Source organism: Novipirellula galeiformis (assembly GCF_007860095.1).
Taxonomy (GTDB): domain Bacteria; phylum Planctomycetota; class Planctomycetia; order Pirellulales; family Pirellulaceae; genus Novipirellula; species Novipirellula galeiformis.
On sequence record NZ_SJPT01000012.1, the window covers coordinates 51,081 to 67,202 of the forward strand.

The 16,122-nt window shown below is 56.4% G+C and carries 9 protein-coding genes; 4 read left to right on the forward strand and 5 right to left on the reverse strand.

Going from position 1 to position 16,122, the window contains the following annotated elements:
- The first annotated feature begins 21 nt into the window (after positions 1-21).
- From Pla52o_RS23740 to Pla52o_RS23755, 4 genes are all read left to right on the forward strand, one after another.
- Positions 22-3,087 carry a PSD1 and planctomycete cytochrome C domain-containing protein gene (locus Pla52o_RS23740; protein ID WP_197169466.1) on the forward strand — a complete coding sequence of 1,022 codons (3,066 nt, stop codon included), beginning with the start codon at positions 22-24 and terminating at the stop codon, positions 3,085-3,087.
- Positions 3,084-4,547, forward strand: a complete 1,464-nt coding sequence (locus tag Pla52o_RS23745) for a DUF1501 domain-containing protein (protein ID WP_146597125.1) — start codon at positions 3,084-3,086, stop codon at positions 4,545-4,547. Before Pla52o_RS23740 ends, Pla52o_RS23745 begins: the two co-directional genes overlap by 4 nt.
- 135 nt (positions 4,548-4,682) lie before the next feature.
- The gene (locus Pla52o_RS23750; protein ID WP_146597126.1) at positions 4,683-6,899 is read left to right on the forward strand and encodes an acetylxylan esterase; all 2,217 of its coding nucleotides are present in this window, start codon (positions 4,683-4,685) and stop codon (positions 6,897-6,899) included.
- A 435-nt stretch (positions 6,900-7,334) separates the two neighbouring features.
- Positions 7,335-8,330, forward strand: a complete 996-nt coding sequence (locus tag Pla52o_RS23755; protein ID WP_146597127.1) for an NADPH:quinone reductase — start codon at positions 7,335-7,337, stop codon at positions 8,328-8,330.
- A 10-nt stretch (positions 8,331-8,340) separates the two neighbouring features.
- On the opposite strand, the gene Pla52o_RS23760 is transcribed toward Pla52o_RS23755, so the two are convergent.
- The 5 genes from Pla52o_RS23760 to Pla52o_RS23780 all read right to left on the reverse strand — a co-directional run bounded on the left by Pla52o_RS23760 (position 8,341) and on the right by Pla52o_RS23780 (position 15,859).
- Positions 8,341-8,658 carry a hypothetical protein gene (locus Pla52o_RS23760; RefSeq protein WP_231612617.1) on the reverse strand — a complete coding sequence of 106 codons (318 nt, stop codon included), beginning with the start codon at positions 8,656-8,658 and terminating at the stop codon, positions 8,341-8,343.
- Between the two features lie 256 nt (positions 8,659-8,914).
- Positions 8,915-10,987, reverse strand: coding sequence for an FAD-dependent oxidoreductase (locus Pla52o_RS23765; RefSeq protein WP_146597128.1), 2,073 nt, complete (start codon positions 10,985-10,987; stop codon positions 8,915-8,917).
- A 41-nt stretch (positions 10,988-11,028) separates the two neighbouring features.
- Complete coding sequence (locus tag Pla52o_RS23770) at positions 11,029-11,790, reverse strand: 3-keto-disaccharide hydrolase (protein WP_231612618.1); 762 nt, start codon at positions 11,788-11,790, stop codon at positions 11,029-11,031.
- A 122-nt stretch (positions 11,791-11,912) separates the two neighbouring features.
- Complete coding sequence (locus Pla52o_RS23775) at positions 11,913-13,370, reverse strand: DUF1501 domain-containing protein (protein WP_231612619.1); 1,458 nt, start codon at positions 13,368-13,370, stop codon at positions 11,913-11,915.
- A gap of 14 nt (positions 13,371-13,384) precedes the next feature.
- Entirely contained in the window at positions 13,385-15,859 is a 2,475-nt protein-coding gene (locus Pla52o_RS23780; protein ID WP_146597129.1) for a PSD1 and planctomycete cytochrome C domain-containing protein, read from the reverse strand.
- Positions 15,860-16,122: the final 263 nt, after the last annotated feature.

A 16,122-nucleotide genomic window follows, 5' to 3' on the forward strand; every position in this document is an offset into this window, starting at 1 on the left:
TTGTCAGTTAAACTGGGCGTTATGAAGATTCAACGCATTCAAATCGTTTTGGTACTAATGATCGGATCGCTTGGTTTGCCCTCGTCGGCGCAGGAAATCGAAGCGATCCGCTTTAGCCGGGATGTGCTGCCGATCCTATCGGACCGTTGTTTTCATTGTCATGGCCCGGATCCCGAGCATCGCGAAGCCGATTTGAGGCTCGACGATCGTGAATCGGCTATCGAAGAGATGGCGGTCATTGTACCGATGGAACCGGATGCGAGCGAATTGATCGCACGCATTATCAGCGAGGATCACGACAAATTGATGCCGCCTCCGGAGTCCCATCGCAAACCCTTGACGCAGCAAGAGATTGAAATTTTGAGGCGTTGGATTGCCGAAGGGGCGAAGTGGGGAACGCATTGGTCGTTCGAAAAACTGCTGCGTCCCGAACCGCCCCAACTCAACCTTCATCCGATCGATGCATTTGTACAACGACAGCTGGAAGAACATGCCCTGCAGCCCTCCACCGAAGCCGACCGGCGAACCTTGATTCGACGTGTCACGTTGGATCTCATCGGTCTGCCGCCGAGTCCTGCGGAAGTCGATGCGTTCCTCGCCGACGATTCACCGCAGGCATATGAGAACCTTGTCGACCGTTTGTTACAGTCGCCTCATTACGGTGAGCGGATGGCGTGGCCGTGGCTCGATGCGGCACGCTACGCTGATACCAGCGGCTACCAGGGCGATCCCGAACGTTCGATGTGGCCGTGGCGTGATTGGGTGATCACGGCGCTGAATGAAAACATGCCGTTTGATCAATTTACAATCGAGCAAATTGCGGGTGACCTGCTGCCCGAACCGACTCCAGAGCAACGGCTGGCTACCGGTTTCAATCGCAACCACATGCACAATGGCGAAGGAGGTCGGATCGCGGAAGAGACGCGAGTGGAGAACGTTTTCGATCGCGCTGAAACGACCGGGACCGTTTGGTTGGGATTGACGCTGCAGTGCGCTCGTTGCCATGACCACAAGTTTGATCCAACTACGAATGTGGACTATTTCGCCTTCACCGATTTCTTCAATCAAACCTCCGAAGCAGGACGCATCGTAGGCGGATTGGCGGTTCCGCCCGCGATCGACTACGTGCCCGAGGAACAGCGGCGCGAGATCGAAAAACTCAAACACCGGATCGCGGAACTGGCCGAACAACTCGTCGCCCCCTCGGACGAAGCCGATGCGGCTCAAACGGTGTGGGAATCGGCTTGGGGAGATGGCATTGCCGAACCATGGCGCACGCTTGATCCGTCGGTATTTCGCTCAAGCGGCGGTGCCATGATCAGCAAACAAGCGGATTTGTCGCTGCATGTGACCGGGGAACGTCCGGAGCAAGATGTGTACGAGATTACGTTCTCAACCGAAGAGAACGAAATCCGCGGTCTCCGCCTAGAAGCTCTCGTCGACTCTACGTCGCCCGGTCAATCGACGGGCCGCGACAATGGGGGCAACTTTGTGCTCAGTGAAATCGAAGTCACGGCGCGTCCCGTGAACGCCCCTGAATCGGAAGCGGTGCCCGTCAAGTTTGTCGGCGGCGAAGCGGATTTCTCTCAAGATGGTTTCCCCGTCGAGCACGCCATCGATGGCCGTGTCGACAAAACCAGCGGTTGGGCTGTTAGCGGACACAAAAAGAAAGAGCCTCGCTGGGCCAACTTCTATACCGACGAGCCGATTGGCTTCGAACAAGGGACGGTGTTGAGCGTCAAGCTCCGCTTCGAGTCTCGGTTCATCCAACATACGATGGCGTTATTCCGCATCAGGGTTACCGATGCCAAACACCCCACGGGGCCGGATGCCAAGATCGCCACGCTCTTGCGCACTCCGGTGGACCAGCGTCGTGAGGCGGATCAGGCCCGCTTGCGAGAACATTTTCGCAGGTTTCATTGGGACCGTTCTGCCGAAATTGCTCGACAACTCGACGCTGCACGCCGCGAATTGGTCACGTTACAAGCGAACGCGAAACCGGTGCCGGTGATGGTCATGGACACCCGCGATGCTCCACGTGAAACGTTCGTGCTGGTCAAGGGGATTTACAATGACGTGACCGATCGCAAGGTCGTCGCCGCGGTGCCTAGCATGTTGCCGCCGCTCGCCGAGAAAGCGGAGGGCGAGGCACCAACGCGTCTGGATCTCGCACGCTGGATCGTCGCTCCCGAGAACCCGTTAACGGCACGCGTGACGGTCAATCGCTATTGGCAGATGTTCTTTGGCCGTGGGATTGTCTCGACGATGGATGATTTCGGATTACAGGGGGCTCAACCGACGCATCCCGATTTGTTGGATTGGTTGGCGGTCGAATTTGTGGAGTCCGGTTGGGATGTCAAGCACATGCACCGAATGATCGTGACCAGCCAAACGTATCGGCAATCCTCTCATGTGACGCCGGAATCATTGGCACAAGACCCGGAAAATAAACTGCTCAGTCGGGCTCCACGTTATCGCATGCCATCGTGGATGATCCGCGACCATGCGTTAGCGGCCAGCGGTTTGTTGTTGCCTTCGATCGGGGGACCGCCGGTCAAACCGTACCAACCTGATGGGATTTGGTCGGAGGCCACGTTTGGGAAAATTCGCTATCAAGCCGATACGGCGGACAAACTGTATCGTCGCTCGCTCTACACGTTTTGGCGGCGGATTGTCGGTCCGACGATTCTGTTTGATGCCGCCAAAAGACAAACATGTGAAGTGAATACGAATCTCACGAACACACCACTGCATGCTCTGACCACGCTCAACGATGTGACCTACCTCGAAGCGGCGCGAGTGCTTGCAGGGCGTCTGATGAAGGATCACCCCGAGGATCGCGACCGGATCACCATGGCCTTCGTCACGCTGACGTCGCGCCCGCCGGAGGCGGCCGAACTCGAGCTGCTCGAGCACCGGTTGGAGTCGTACGTTGCTGAGTTCCGCAAGACTCCAGAGAATGCATCCGAGTTATTGACGATCGGCGATTACACGCGTGATACGTCGCTCGACCCGGCCGAACACGCGGCCTACACAACCCTCTTGAACACATTGATGAATCTCGACGAGACGCTGGTGAAACCATGAATCCAATCAATGAACATGCGGCGGTCATCACTCGGCGGCATTTGTTAGGCCAAATGGGACTGGGCGTCGGGGCGGCGGCACTGGGCACCTTGTTCAATGGCACACGGATGAGCGGCAGCGCGCATGCGGCGCTGCCGGATCCCTTGGCGCCGACGTTGCCCCACTTTCCGGCCAAAGCGAAACGAGTGATCTATCTGTTTCAAAACGGCGGTCCTTCGCATGTCGACTTGTTCGATTACAAGCCGAAGTTGCTTGAGTTTGCTGGCCAAGGACTTCCCGCGGAACTGACCGATGGCAAACGGTTTAGCACAATGACGTCGGGGCAAGAGAAGGCGTTCCTGCCGGAGATAACCAAGTTCGCCCGGCATGGTGATTGTGGAAAATGGGTCGCTGGTAATTTTATGCCACGCACCGCGGAGATCGTCGATGACCTCTGTTTTGTTCAATCGATGACAACGACGCAAGTCAATCACGCCCCGGCGATCACCTACTTTTTGACTGGATCGGAATTGCCCGGCAAACCAAGTATGGGGGCGTGGCTAACGTACGGGCTGGGTAGCGAGACGGAAAACCTACCGGCGTTTACGGTCATGACCAGCCGAGATCGTCAAGCCTCCTGTGGACAAATCTTCTATGACTTCTATTGGGGCAATGGCTTTTTGCCTAGCAAATATCAGGGCGTGAAGTTCCGTGGCGCGGGCGATCCGGTGCTCTATTTGTCCAACCCCAACGGCATTAGCCGATCGATGCGGCGGAGCCAATTGGATGACTTGGCGGCACTAAACCAAATGAACATGGATCGTCTCGGGGATCCCGAAATTGCCGCACGCATCGCCCAATACGAAATGGCCTACAAAATGCAAACCTCGGTCCCCGAGTTGACCGACATGCGTGACGAGCCTCAACATGTGTTGGACATGTATGGGCCGCAAGTCAACGAGAAGGGAAGCTTCGCTTATAATTGTTTGATGGCCCGCCGGTTAGCCGAACGTGGTTGTCGGTTCATTCAACTGATGCATGCCGGTTGGGATCAACATACCAACCTTGACACCCAGCTTGAAATCCAGTGCCAAGACACCGACGCCCCTTCGGCGGCACTGGTCAAGGACTTGCAACAGCGTGGGCTTTTGGAAGACACGCTGGTGATTTGGGGCGGTGAATTTGGACGGACGCCGTTCCAGCAAAACCGACCCGGCGCCAACCGTGGACGCGATCATCATCCTTATGCCTTCTCGCTGTGGATGGCCGGGGGCGGGGTCAAGCCAGGGATCACGTATGGGGAATCCGACGATTTTGGATTCAATGTTGCCAACCATCCTGTGCAAGTGCATGACTTGCAAGCGACCATTCTGCATTTGCTAGGGATCGATCACGCCCGTTTTACGCACCGTTTTCAAGGTCTCGATCAACGGTTGACGGGGGTCGAAGAGGCCCATGTCGTACACGACATTTTGAGCTAGGTGATCCATGATGGAAGGGTGAGGATTTGAAGGACGAAAATTGTCCGCTGCCGAGCCCTCCCGCTCCCTCACGATGGTGGTTGTTTGATTACAATGAGTGTCCGCTAATTTTTACCCACCTCGTTCGGAGCCCTCATGAAATCCATCCTGACTCTCACCCATGTTCCCTTGGCGGTGGCCTTGGTGATCGTTTCTGCAGTGTCCCATGTCACGGCCGCGGATGCTGAAAAGCATCGCGTGCTCGATGCCGGCGCCCTGCCCAATGATGTGCGATTGAAGGATCCGAAGGATCTCCATGGATACTTTCCCTTTATCGTTCCGGAAACCAAAGCCGCGTGGGAGCAACGTCAAGCGGAGTTGAAGCAGCGCGTGCTCGTTGCGACCGGTTTGTTTCCGATGCCAGAGAAGACGCCTTTAAACGCGGTGATTCATGGCAAGGTGCAGCGTGATGGTTTTACGGTGGAAAAAGTTTACTTTGAAAGTTTGCCTGGCCACTTTGTCTCCGGATTGCTGTTCCGGCCTGAGGGCGAGGTGACGGGCAAGCGGCCTGCGGTGTTGAGTCCCCACGGTCACGGAGGTCGACTGCACGATTATGGCGAAGCGAAGATGGATGCCTTGATCGAATCGGGAGCCGAGTTGTATCGTGAATCGGGGCGTTTTCCGAAACTGGCTCGCTGTGCCCAATTGGCACGGATGGGCTGCGTCACCTTTATCTTTGACATGCTTGGTTACGTTGACAGCGAGCAAATTTCAAGGCATCGGGCGCATGGCTATGCCAAGCGTCACCCCGGTTTGGAAACCGCTGAAAACTGGGGCTTTTACGGTGCACAAGCCGAAGGACGTCTGCACAGCATTTTCGGTTTGCAAACCTGGAATTGTGTCCGCTCGCTTGACTTCTTGGCCAGCCTTTCCGATGTCGACGCCGAGCGTATGGCAGTGACCGGCGGCAGCGGTGGAGGCACGCAAACGATTATGATCGGCGCGATCGATGAACGCCCGATCGCCGGATTCCCTAACGGCATGGTGTCGACCAGCATGCAGGGTGGTTGCACTTGCGAAAATTGTAGCCTGCTGCGAATCGGTACCGGCAACGTCGAGCTCGCCGCCTTGTTTGCGCCACGTCCGCAAGCGATGACGGCGGCCAATGATTGGACGAAGGAAATGATGACGAAGGGCTATCCCGAACTTCGCCAACTGTATGCGATGCTCGGCGTCGAGGAAAATGTTTACTGCGAACCGATGCTGCATTTCCCTCACAATTACAACGCGGTCTCGCGTAGCATCATGTACTCGTGGATGAACAAGCACCTTGGACTTGGGTTGGAAGAACCGATCAAAGAACTCGATTGGAAACCGCTCACCGCCGAGGAGTACACGGTTTGGAACGACGAGCATCCCGCGCCACCCAAAGGCGACGACTATGAACGCAAATTGCTGAAGCAAATGGACCAGCGTGATCGGGCGGCATTGTTCAACCACGCTCCCGCAAACGAAAGCGAAACGGAAACGTACTTTGCCACCGTCCGCGCCGCTTGGGAAACGTTGATCGGACGTGGCATGCCAAACGCCACAGATATTGAGCGAACCAATGTTTGGAAGGAAACGCGGGCGAACTACATCGAGATTGGTGACCTGCTCACGCTGAAAAGCAAGGGCGAGCAATTGCCTGTCGTGTCCGTTTATCCGAAGTCGGACAAATGGAACAAGAAAGTGATGTTGTGGATTGATGGCCAGGGCAAATCGGGAATGTTTCCCGGCGGTAAGCCTCATGCCGACTTGTTGCGGCTTGTCGATGCGGGCTATGCCGTCGTCGCAGTCGATTTGTACGGCCAAGGCGAATTTGTCACCGATTCGGAGACCCCATCGCAAAATCGTACCGTGAAAAACCCACGTACCTTTGCTGGCTACACCTACGGTTACAACGACACGATGTTTGCCCGCCGCGTTCACGACATCCTGACCGTCACCGCATGGATTCACGGCGACGAGCATGAAGCGAAATCGCTGCAAGCGATCGGCGTCAATGGCGGTGGCCCCTTGCTCGCCGCAGCACGTGCGATTGCGGGGGCGCAGATCGCAAGTGCCGCGATCGACACCGAGGGATTTCGCTTCGCAAGCTTGGAGGATTGGCGGGCCCCTGATTTTGTTCCGGGAGCGATTAAGTACGGCGACTTGCCAACGTTATTGGCATTGTCCGCCCCGAACCGACTCTGGATCGGTGGCGAGAAGGCCGCCCCCGCGATCCTACAGCAGGGCTATCAGGCGGCGGGCAAACCCGATGCGGTTTCCGTTGCCAAAACGGAAGCCGATGCGACCACGGCAGCCATCGATTGGATCCTGCAGTCGCGATAGCGCCAGCGGAGACGTTTTGGGCCTCGGTTTTAAGCGTCTCCAGGCGTCGTTGACTGGCGAGACAAAAGGAACCGTTTTCGCTATCCTTGCGGGCTAGAGCAATTTGAAAATTGACGTCGGATTCCAAGTAGGGCCGGTTCCCACCGGCCAGCTTGTGATTGGCGGGCTTGTGATTGGCGGGCTTGTGATTGGCCGGTGGGAACCGGCCCTACATCCCACTTCAATTTCGCATAGGCTCTGGCCTGCACTCCTAACCCGAAGCGTCAGCGAGGGACCGAGTCGAGTGAGCTGTTCACTCGCTTGCCCGTGGGGTGATGAAGTATCCAGGCTAGCGGTGGGGATCGGCGTCTTGTTTACCCCAGACGCCGCGCCGCGGCGGAGCACTGCCGATCTGCTCGCCCCTTTTATACAACGACTTGCTTTGGAGCGACGACGATGAAAGCTGCATTTATTGAACAAACCGGTCTCGCTTCGTCGATTCAGTTCGGCGAAGTGCCTGATCCTATCCTTCAAGCGGGGCAAGTGCGGGTGCGTGTCGGCGCCGTTTCGGTGAATCCGATCGACTTGTACATCCGCAGCGGCGCCGTTGCGATGGAACTGCCCAAGCCGTTCATCATCGGATCGGATCTTTCCGGTACAGTCGACGCGGTCGCAGATGACGTCACGCGATTCAAACCAGGCGACCGAGTGTGGGGAATCCAACAAGGCCCAGGCGTTCACCAGGGGACGTTCGCCGAGTTGTGTGCGGTCGACGCAAAATGGCTTTATCCGATACCGGACGAGGTACGCAACGAAGACGCGGCGGCGATCGCCCTGGTCGGTGTCACGGCACACTTGGGAATCTTTCGTGAAGCCCGACTGCAACGTGGCGAAACGATTTTTGTGCACGGTGGAACGGGAGGCGTTGGGTCCGCCGTCGTGCAAATGGCTAAGGCGATCGGCGCTCGCGTGATCGCAACGGCCGGGGGTGAAACAAAAGTGAATTTGTGTCGCGAGTTGGGGGCCGACGAAGTCATCGACTACCGCGAAGGCAATGTCGCGGAACAACTACGCAAACTCGCACCCGATGGTGTTAACGTGTTTTTTGAAACACTTCGCGAACCTGATTTCGACTTTGCCATCGCTGCCATGGCGCCACGTGGGCGAATGGTCGTGATGGCGGGCCGCGATGCTCGGCCGGTATTTCCCGTCGGACCGTTTTACGTCAAAGGTTGCTCGCTGCACGGTTTTATGCTGCTCAAAGCGAGTGTGGAAGAACAACAAGCGGCCGCCGAGGACATCAACCGCTGGTTGGCCGCCAAACAAATTCGTCCACTAATCGATCGTGTGATGCCGCTCCGCGACGCGGCCGAGGCCCATGCGTTGCAAGAAAAACAAACGCTGCAAAATCAGGGTAATTTGGCCGGGAAATTGGTGCTCACGACGCGTTGAAATGCGAAAGTCAATCGGTTGCCGACGTAGGTCGAACGCGAATGTATTGGTTCTGAATCACGGCCACTGCCCAGCCAATCACGCTGGCGAAAATCGTGGACAAAATGTCGGGCGGCCATAGCTCGACAGCAAGGATAGCGCCCAATGCCGCATAGATGTAGCAGCGGAGCACGCCACGGATTTGATCCCGCTGGATTAGCAAGACGATAAAAAATGCAGGAACGCCTACAACGAACCCCAGTGTCGTACCGGCAAACGGCAGATCCCGAAAACAAGCAAAGGCAATCGCTGTCACGGGAAATGCGGCAGCGAATCGACGTAGCGACATTCGTCGTGATCGTAACAACGTGGCCCACCTCATCACGTCGAAGCTGTTGAACAACAAAGCCCGGGGGCACGCGGCGCACCCCGGTTTGAGTGTGCAATCATACCGACCAACTCCCAACGGGGGTGAACAATCTTATTTGGGTTGCAAATCAGGAAGAACACCATCGCAAGGATTCATTCGAGGATTCGTTTCATCGGTAGTGTGAAAAATATGTTTCCACGTCCTCTTTAGCAAACCACAACGTTTGCCTCTTTGCTCAACGCTCGACCGGCAGCAACTGAATTGCGTCCAAAATCACAAATCCATCGGTGTCGGCGTTGGTGATGGTAATGACGGTTTCCATGTCACTGCGGAGTTGGACGGTGCCGATGGGACGGAGGGGTTGCCCCGACGGCAAGGCAATGGTTTGATCCACAATCAGCCTTGTTTGCTCAGTTCCCTGGGTCACGATCACGGGCACGTTGGTGGCCCGGGTCGGGTGCGCCGAGTAGGCCATGCGCAGCTCGTATTCCGCGTTCTTCGTCGCCGTGAAACGGAAGCGGGCCTGCGCTTTGCCATCGGCCGTGTGGTCGTCATGCACGTAGCCGCGGCCGACGTGCGGTGAGAAGAGCATCGAGTGTTTCCAGGTGCCGCTAAGTTCAGCCGCTTCATCATCCAACACAATGCCGGGCATTTTTGCCGGATCCACGATGACCTCGTCCAAAATCCCCGCGGGAATTTCGAGCACCTGTTTTTGTTCAAGTAGTCGCTCACGCAACTCGGGATACGGAAGGTCTTGAACCGCCACTTCTTTATCTGCTGCCATTGCCGCAGCGATCCCCGCGCTCTGGCCGAGAATCATCCAGGTCGGTTCGACCCGAATCGAAGAAATAGCGACATGGGTGCAGGACAGGGCGACGGGAACCAATAGATTGGAACACTCGTGGGGCGTGGGCAGGATTGCGCGATAGGGAATGTGATACGGGTAACCGTGACCCTTTCCCTTCATTCGTACGGGAAAGATCGTTCCTTCGTTAATCACGCCGCCGTCCTTCAACGCCACTCGTTGGCAATCGTGAGAATCGATTGGAAAGGATGACACGATGATCGGATCTTTCTGTTCCTGTTCGACCAGAATATCTTTCTGGCTGACCACATACATGCCCTTCATGCGTCGTCCTTCGCGAACGTAAAGCTGTGGCGAGAAGTGCCCGTATTCGGCGAACTCATCCTTGCACAGCCCCAACCGCGCGTAATGTTTACGCACTGAATCGGGGACCGCCGGATCCGTGGTCAGGAATTTGTAAAACTCGAGCGTGTATTGTTTGTGGGCTTCCCAAATTTGTTGACGTTTCTCTGCGTTGGCTTCACTCCAACCATTACCCATGCCGACCAGACCGAGCGAGAACTGGCCTCCGATTGAGTTGTTGCCATCAAATTTTCCGCCGGGCACCTCGTACAAATCGAAGCCGACGCCGCTGCCGTTGTTTCGCAGGTGGCGGCGAACGACTTCAAAGCGAGCGGGATCATAGTTCGTTGGTTCGGGCATCGGCACCCGATTGTCACGGTCGGCGGTGAGGCACAGCCGGAAACTGTAAACCATCACATTGGAGTCGCCTTGGTCGACCGGGCCGGCATCGGTGGTGGTGACGAGCGGCATCGGTTCGCCATCGTCGTCGAGTCCGGAAATGTTCATCTTCGACTTGGGATACCGTTTCCCCGCTAACGATTCGCCATATTCGCTTTTGCCCTCGCGTCCGATCGTCCAGCTGACTCCCGCCGCGGCCATCAAGTCGCCTTCGTACGTTCCATCGATAAACACCTTGGCTGTGAAATCACCGTCACGCGTCCGCAGCGTTTTGATCCGTGAACCGTCCTTGATCACCGACTCGAGCACGCGTTCGGTCAGCACCGTTACGTTCGCCTCGTCGAGCATTTGCTGGGTCACACGCGCCGCGACGTGCGGTTCGTAGGACCACTTGCTTTGGTCTTTGGTGCCAACGTGGTACGGCAGCGTGATTCCGCGTGATTGATAATCTCGTTCGATGCGTCGATGCCATTCATCAAACAATCCCATCACCGTGCTGCGGACGGTTTGATTGGAATCGCTAAAGCACAGGCCTCCGGTGTTAACGCCTCCCACGTGGCGGGTTGGCTCAAGCAGGATCACCGAGGCCCCTTCGCGTGCTGCAGCAATCGCCGCACAAAAACCGCCCGGCGTAGCGCCGTAGACCAGCACATCGGCTTGGGGGGCGGCTGGACAGGGCGCGCTATAGCCCACCCAAAATGCAACCACCAGCAGCACTCGTCGATAAAAAGCGTGGCGGGGCGTCTTTCTAATCCGAATCATTCGAAGGAATCCCACTAGCGGAGCATGAATCGGCCCAGTCGTTACTCGGTTAACTCTTTGACGCGGAGGTCACGCCACAGCACGGTGCCGCTTTTGCCGGAATGGATTTGCAATCCGAAGAAGCCCTTGGGGTAGCTGCCGTCGTCGACCCAGTGAGCTGCGGGAACCCCATTGAGCCATGTTTTGACCACGTTGCCTTTGGCCATGATGGTCAAACGATTCCAATCGGTTTTGTTCAACGCGGCACGAACGCTTTGATGCTCTTTCAACCACAGCGGATAGAAATAGCCACCACAACTCTGGCCATAGATTCCGCCGGACCAATGCCGGTCGCCGCTGATTCCTTCCATTTCCGCTTGAGGTCCAAAAACGGTTTCGGTCTTTCCGCCCGGTTTGGTTTGTGCGCGAAACATCACCCCCGAATTCCCATCCGCCTCCCACTTCATCTCGCAAGTGAAGATGAAATCAGCGTAGTCGGTTTTGTCGGTGCAAAGGTAGGTGCTGGGAGATCCGGGAACACAGGTGCCTGTTAGCACTCCGTCGTTGGCCTCGAACGAGCACGTGCCCCCTTTGGGAGTCCAGCCGGTCAAATCCTTGCCATTAAACAACGAAGTGAATCCTTCGCTTAACTCCGGTTCGGAGTCGGTGTTTAACAGCATCGCGTCCGTTTTGGGGATGTTTTGTTGGTTTTTGTATTTTTCGTACCAATCATTTTGCTGTGGATCGACTTCGCCAGCGATCACCGCTCCGCTTGCAATGCAAAGGGCAACCATGGTTTGAAAGAGAATCGATTGACGTACCATTTGGATTCCTGAGGATTCTGAAGTTAGCTAATTTTTGATCTGCTTTAGACGATCATAGTATAGCCGAATCGAAACTTCGTCTTAAATCTCATCGGGGCTGGATCCTATTCGTCCCCCCCCCCCTACGCCAGCACTTCACGCACCACATCGCCGTGGACGTTCGTCAAACGACGCTGGATACCATTGTGATAGAAGGTTAATTTTTCGTGATCGATCCCGAAAAGATGGAGCACGGTAGCGTGAAAGTCGTGCCAGGGGACTGGACGTTCGACCGCTTTCCAGCCAAGTTCGTCAGTGCTGCCCACCGCAATGCCGGGTTTGACCCCCGCCCCCGCCATCCAGCAACTGAATCCGTAGCGGTTGTGATCGCGTCCGGGGCCCACTTGGTCGGCCGCGGATTGAGCGAATGGGGTGCGACCGAACTCGGTCGTGAATAACACCAGGGTATCATCCAACATTCCGCGTTGTTTCAGATCGCGCAACAGGGCCGCAACGGGTTTGTCGATGCGTCCCGCTTCGATCGTATGATTCTCTTTGACGTTTTCATGAGCATCCCAACTGGCGCGTGGGCTTCCCGCGATGGGGCCTCCCGAAAACAATTGGACAAACCGCACCCCCTGCTCTAACAATCGTCGTCCTAGCAAACAACGTCTGCCCATATCCGCCGTCGCTTCTTCGTGGATGCCATAATCTCGCTGTGTCGCAGCGGACTCATCGGCAAAGCGGCTGACTTCGGGAATCGACGTTTGCATTTTTGCAGCCAATTCGTAGCTCTTCACGCGTGCCAACAACGCAGCGTCGGCACCGTGGTGGTCAACGTGATGTTGATGGATCGCGTTGACAAATTCGCGAGTTGCCATGTCCGCCACGCCAAGGTCTTGTGCGGGAAACAGGTCGCGTACGGGTTGATCGCCACCGCGAAGCACAACGCCTTGATGATTCGATGGCAAGAACGAACTGCTCCATGTCGACGCACCGGTGTTGGGTGCACCTCGCTCATCGTTGAGCACCACATACGCCGGCAACGTTTCGTTCTCTAATCCCATTCCATACGAAATCCAGCTTCCCATCGAGGGGAATCCGTTGAACTCAAAACCACTGTTTACCAAAAACAGAGCGGGGGTGTGGTTGGCCGATTTCGACTGCATTGAACGAAGGATCGTTAAATCGTCGGCCAACTCGGCGAGATGAGGAAACATATCGGAGATAACCAGACCGCTCTCTCCGCGTGGTTTGAACGCCCAATCGTGTTTGCGTAGTAAGCCCATTTTGCCAAAGAAGAGATCGATTGGTTCGTCGGTTTGCAACGACTTGCCATGCAACTTTGCGAGTGCGGGCTTGTAATCGAACGAGTCGACGTGGCTAAGTCCCCCGACCAAACAAATGTGAATTGCCCGCTTCGCCTTGGGCTGAATCGAGGCTTCCGCTGCGGGGGCAACCGACCGCTCGCTACTTAACATCATCGCCAATGCGGTGGCACCAAGGCCGCTGATGCCCCAATTGAAAAAGTCGCGTCGATCTGTAGCGGGGTGTGCCCGTTCACTCATCCGATCCGTCTGCGAAACACTCGATTTCGACATCACTCGGGCCTTGGTTAATTGGTCACAAAATCGCTGAGGTTAAACAGTCCTCGACACAATGCCGACAAACCATGATTGCGAGCAAGTCGTTCGGAAAGCGTTCGCTCGTCAGGGCTAGGATCACGGCAGATCGCTAATTGCCATGCACGTGTCACTTGCGCGGAAACGTCGCCGGGCGACTCGGTCTGCAAACGCTGAGCAAAGTGATCCGCCATTCGCAACACAAACGCATTGTTCATTAGACTGAGCGCTTGCAACGGAGTGGTGGTCACCGCACGACGTGGCGCCGTGGATGCGGGATCGGGACAATCAAAGGTGTCGAGCAAGGCGCTTCGGCCTCCGCGAGGATTGAAGCGGTAAACCGTTCGTCGCTCGAATGCATCGCCGTTGGCATCGATCGGCTCATAGTACGTGGTGCCATTGTTTACGGTAACCGAGACGTCGACAAAACTAGGTCCCCCCATCGTCTCTTGCAATTTTCCACTGACCGACAAAATCGCATCGCGTATCACTTCGGCCTCGAGTCGATGTGATGTGCCTCGCCACCGCAATCGATTGTTCGTATCGATGGCTTCGCCTTTAGCACGTTGCGAGGGAGAGATCCCCCGGGAAGCTTGTCGGTAGGTTCGCGAGGTTACCATCGCTCGATGCAAAGGCTTCATGCGATATCCCCCTTCGCGAAACTGCCAAGCGAGATGTTCGAGCAAATCAGGATGAGTCGGGCGACCCCCGTTAAACCCCAGGTCGTTGGGCGTATCGACGATGCCGACGCCAAAGTGATAGTGCCAAATACGGTTCACCATCACGCGAGCCAAGAGGGGATTGGCGTCGTTCGTAATCCACTCGGCGAGTTTGCGGCGACGCTCTGCTTCGGGCGCATCCGGGGCAAGCTTGAAATCTCCGGAGAGCCCCGCAATCGAGGCGAGTCCCGCTGGCGCAACCTCTTCACCCACGTTTGCGGGATCGCCGCGAAGCAGCACGTTTGTCTTCACGCCGGGTTTGGCAATCAAGGTGTAAATCTTGGCGTTGGCCTGGGCCGCACATTCGCTTCTTGCCTTGCCCTTCTCCGCCATGCTTGACCGCAACGCCTGGTAGCGGTCGCGCGACGCGGGGTCCAGCGAATCGAGCCACGCTTGTTCGCTGACGTCATTGGTAACGCGGACGTCGCTGCTCGCGGAGGCTTGGGCGGCTTCGGCCGATGGAGGCTCGGGGAAGGGAGGCGTTGCTGCTTTGCGATTCGCCAGCACCGCACGTTTGGCTTCGTTTTCAATCAAAGACAATTCATTTTGCAACGCAACCAGTTCGGAATCCAAGACGTTTAGCCGCTCGACATCGCGTGGTGAGGGTTCGAGTCGTTCCCCGTAGCCAAGGCCGGAGATCGAGGACGCCATTTGATAAAATTCTTTTTGCGAGATCGGATCAAATTTGTGGTCGTGACATCGAGCGCAATGAATCGTCAAGCCGAGAAAGGTTTGTCCCAGCGTGCCAAGCACCTCTTCGAGTTCGTCTTGGCGAGCTAATTCCTTCATGCGGGGACTACCGCCAACAACGGTATTGTGAACCCCAGCGACCCAGAAACCGGTCGCAGCGGCTCCGTCGATCCCAGCGGAGGTCAGGTCGCCAATCAATTGTTGACGCACAAATTCGTCGTAGGGCAAATCATCATTGAGGGATCGAATTACCCAGTCGCGGTAATGCCACGCATTGTTTCGAGGAGCGTTGCGTTCGAACCCATCACTTTCACCAAAACGTACAACGTCTAACCAGTGCCGCCCCCAGCGCTCGCCGTAGTGCTTCGACGCTAATAACTCGTCAACGATTTTTTCGTAGGCGGCGTCCAATGGGGACGCGGCAAACGCAGCGACTTGTTCCGGAGTTGGCGGAAGTCCGATCAGATCGAAAAAGAGTCGCCGGATCAATGTGCGCGGATCGGCTACAGGAGAGGGCTCGAGGTCCGCCGCATGCAAACGATTCCAAACGAATGCATCCACGGGATGACCCACCCATGGATCGTGATCAACGGCCGGCACGCGAGGATTTCTCAGCGGTTGAAGCGACCACCAATCGCGTCCTGCGCGCGTCGACGTGGAGCTCGCGTACGGGTCGATCGGGCTCGTTCCCCACCGTGCCCCTTGCTCGATCCATCGTTTTAACGTCTGTTTTTCATCGTCCTGGAGCGGGTGTTTGGGCGGCATCTCATCAGCGTCCACCCGCGTCCACAGCTCGCTGTTCGTCGGATCGTGGGGAACGATTGCTAATCCACTATCGGATTCCGACATCGCTAATGTTGCGTCAAGAAGCGATAGTCCTCCCTCGGGGTCGGCGCCCGAGTGGCACTCGGTGCAATGAGACACCAAGATCGGCGCGACATGTTTGTCAAAATCGATTTCGGATTCCGTATTGCCTGATTGCGCCTCGCAACGCGTCGACAAACACACGCCGATTAGCAGTGCGAGTGTGACGACCACCGCATGCATTGACTTTTTCATTTTAGGAGATCCCGGGGTGCGGCCATGATGCTCGGTATGCTCGCTTCAACCCTCGATGGGCTTCGTTGTCTCCGACGATGCGGCTTGTAACCCATTCTCCACGTCACATCGCTAAGCGATCAGCAACATTGCTGCGGAGCACTTTATTTTCCAATTGGTCTCAGGCGAAATGGCACTCCGGTTCAGGCCTCGCCATCGATCTTCGTCCTCGACACGGAGCTTCGTCCTCGACATGGATCGTAATCGCTGCAAACGAGGCGACC

Coding starts and splice junctions, on each gene's coding strand:
- Pla52o_RS23740 (WP_197169466.1), top strand. CDS start 22: ATGAAGATTCAACGCATTCAAATCGTTTTGGTACTAATGATCGGATCG.
- Pla52o_RS23745 (WP_146597125.1), top strand. CDS start 3,084: ATGAATCCAATCAATGAACATGCGGCGGTCATCACTCGGCGGCATTTG.
- Pla52o_RS23750 (WP_146597126.1), top strand. CDS start 4,683: ATGAAATCCATCCTGACTCTCACCCATGTTCCCTTGGCGGTGGCCTTG.
- Pla52o_RS23755 (WP_146597127.1), top strand. CDS start 7,335: ATGAAAGCTGCATTTATTGAACAAACCGGTCTCGCTTCGTCGATTCAG.
- Pla52o_RS23760 (WP_231612617.1), bottom strand. CDS start 8,658: ATGTCGCTACGTCGATTCGCTGCCGCATTTCCCGTGACAGCGATTGCC.
- Pla52o_RS23765 (WP_146597128.1), bottom strand. CDS start 10,987: ATGATTCGGATTAGAAAGACGCCCCGCCACGCTTTTTATCGACGAGTG.
- Pla52o_RS23770 (WP_231612618.1), bottom strand. CDS start 11,790: ATGGTACGTCAATCGATTCTCTTTCAAACCATGGTTGCCCTTTGCATT.
- Pla52o_RS23775 (WP_231612619.1), bottom strand. CDS start 13,370: ATGTCGAAATCGAGTGTTTCGCAGACGGATCGGATGAGTGAACGGGCA.
- Pla52o_RS23780 (WP_146597129.1), bottom strand. CDS start 15,859: ATGAAAAAGTCAATGCATGCGGTGGTCGTCACACTCGCACTGCTAATC.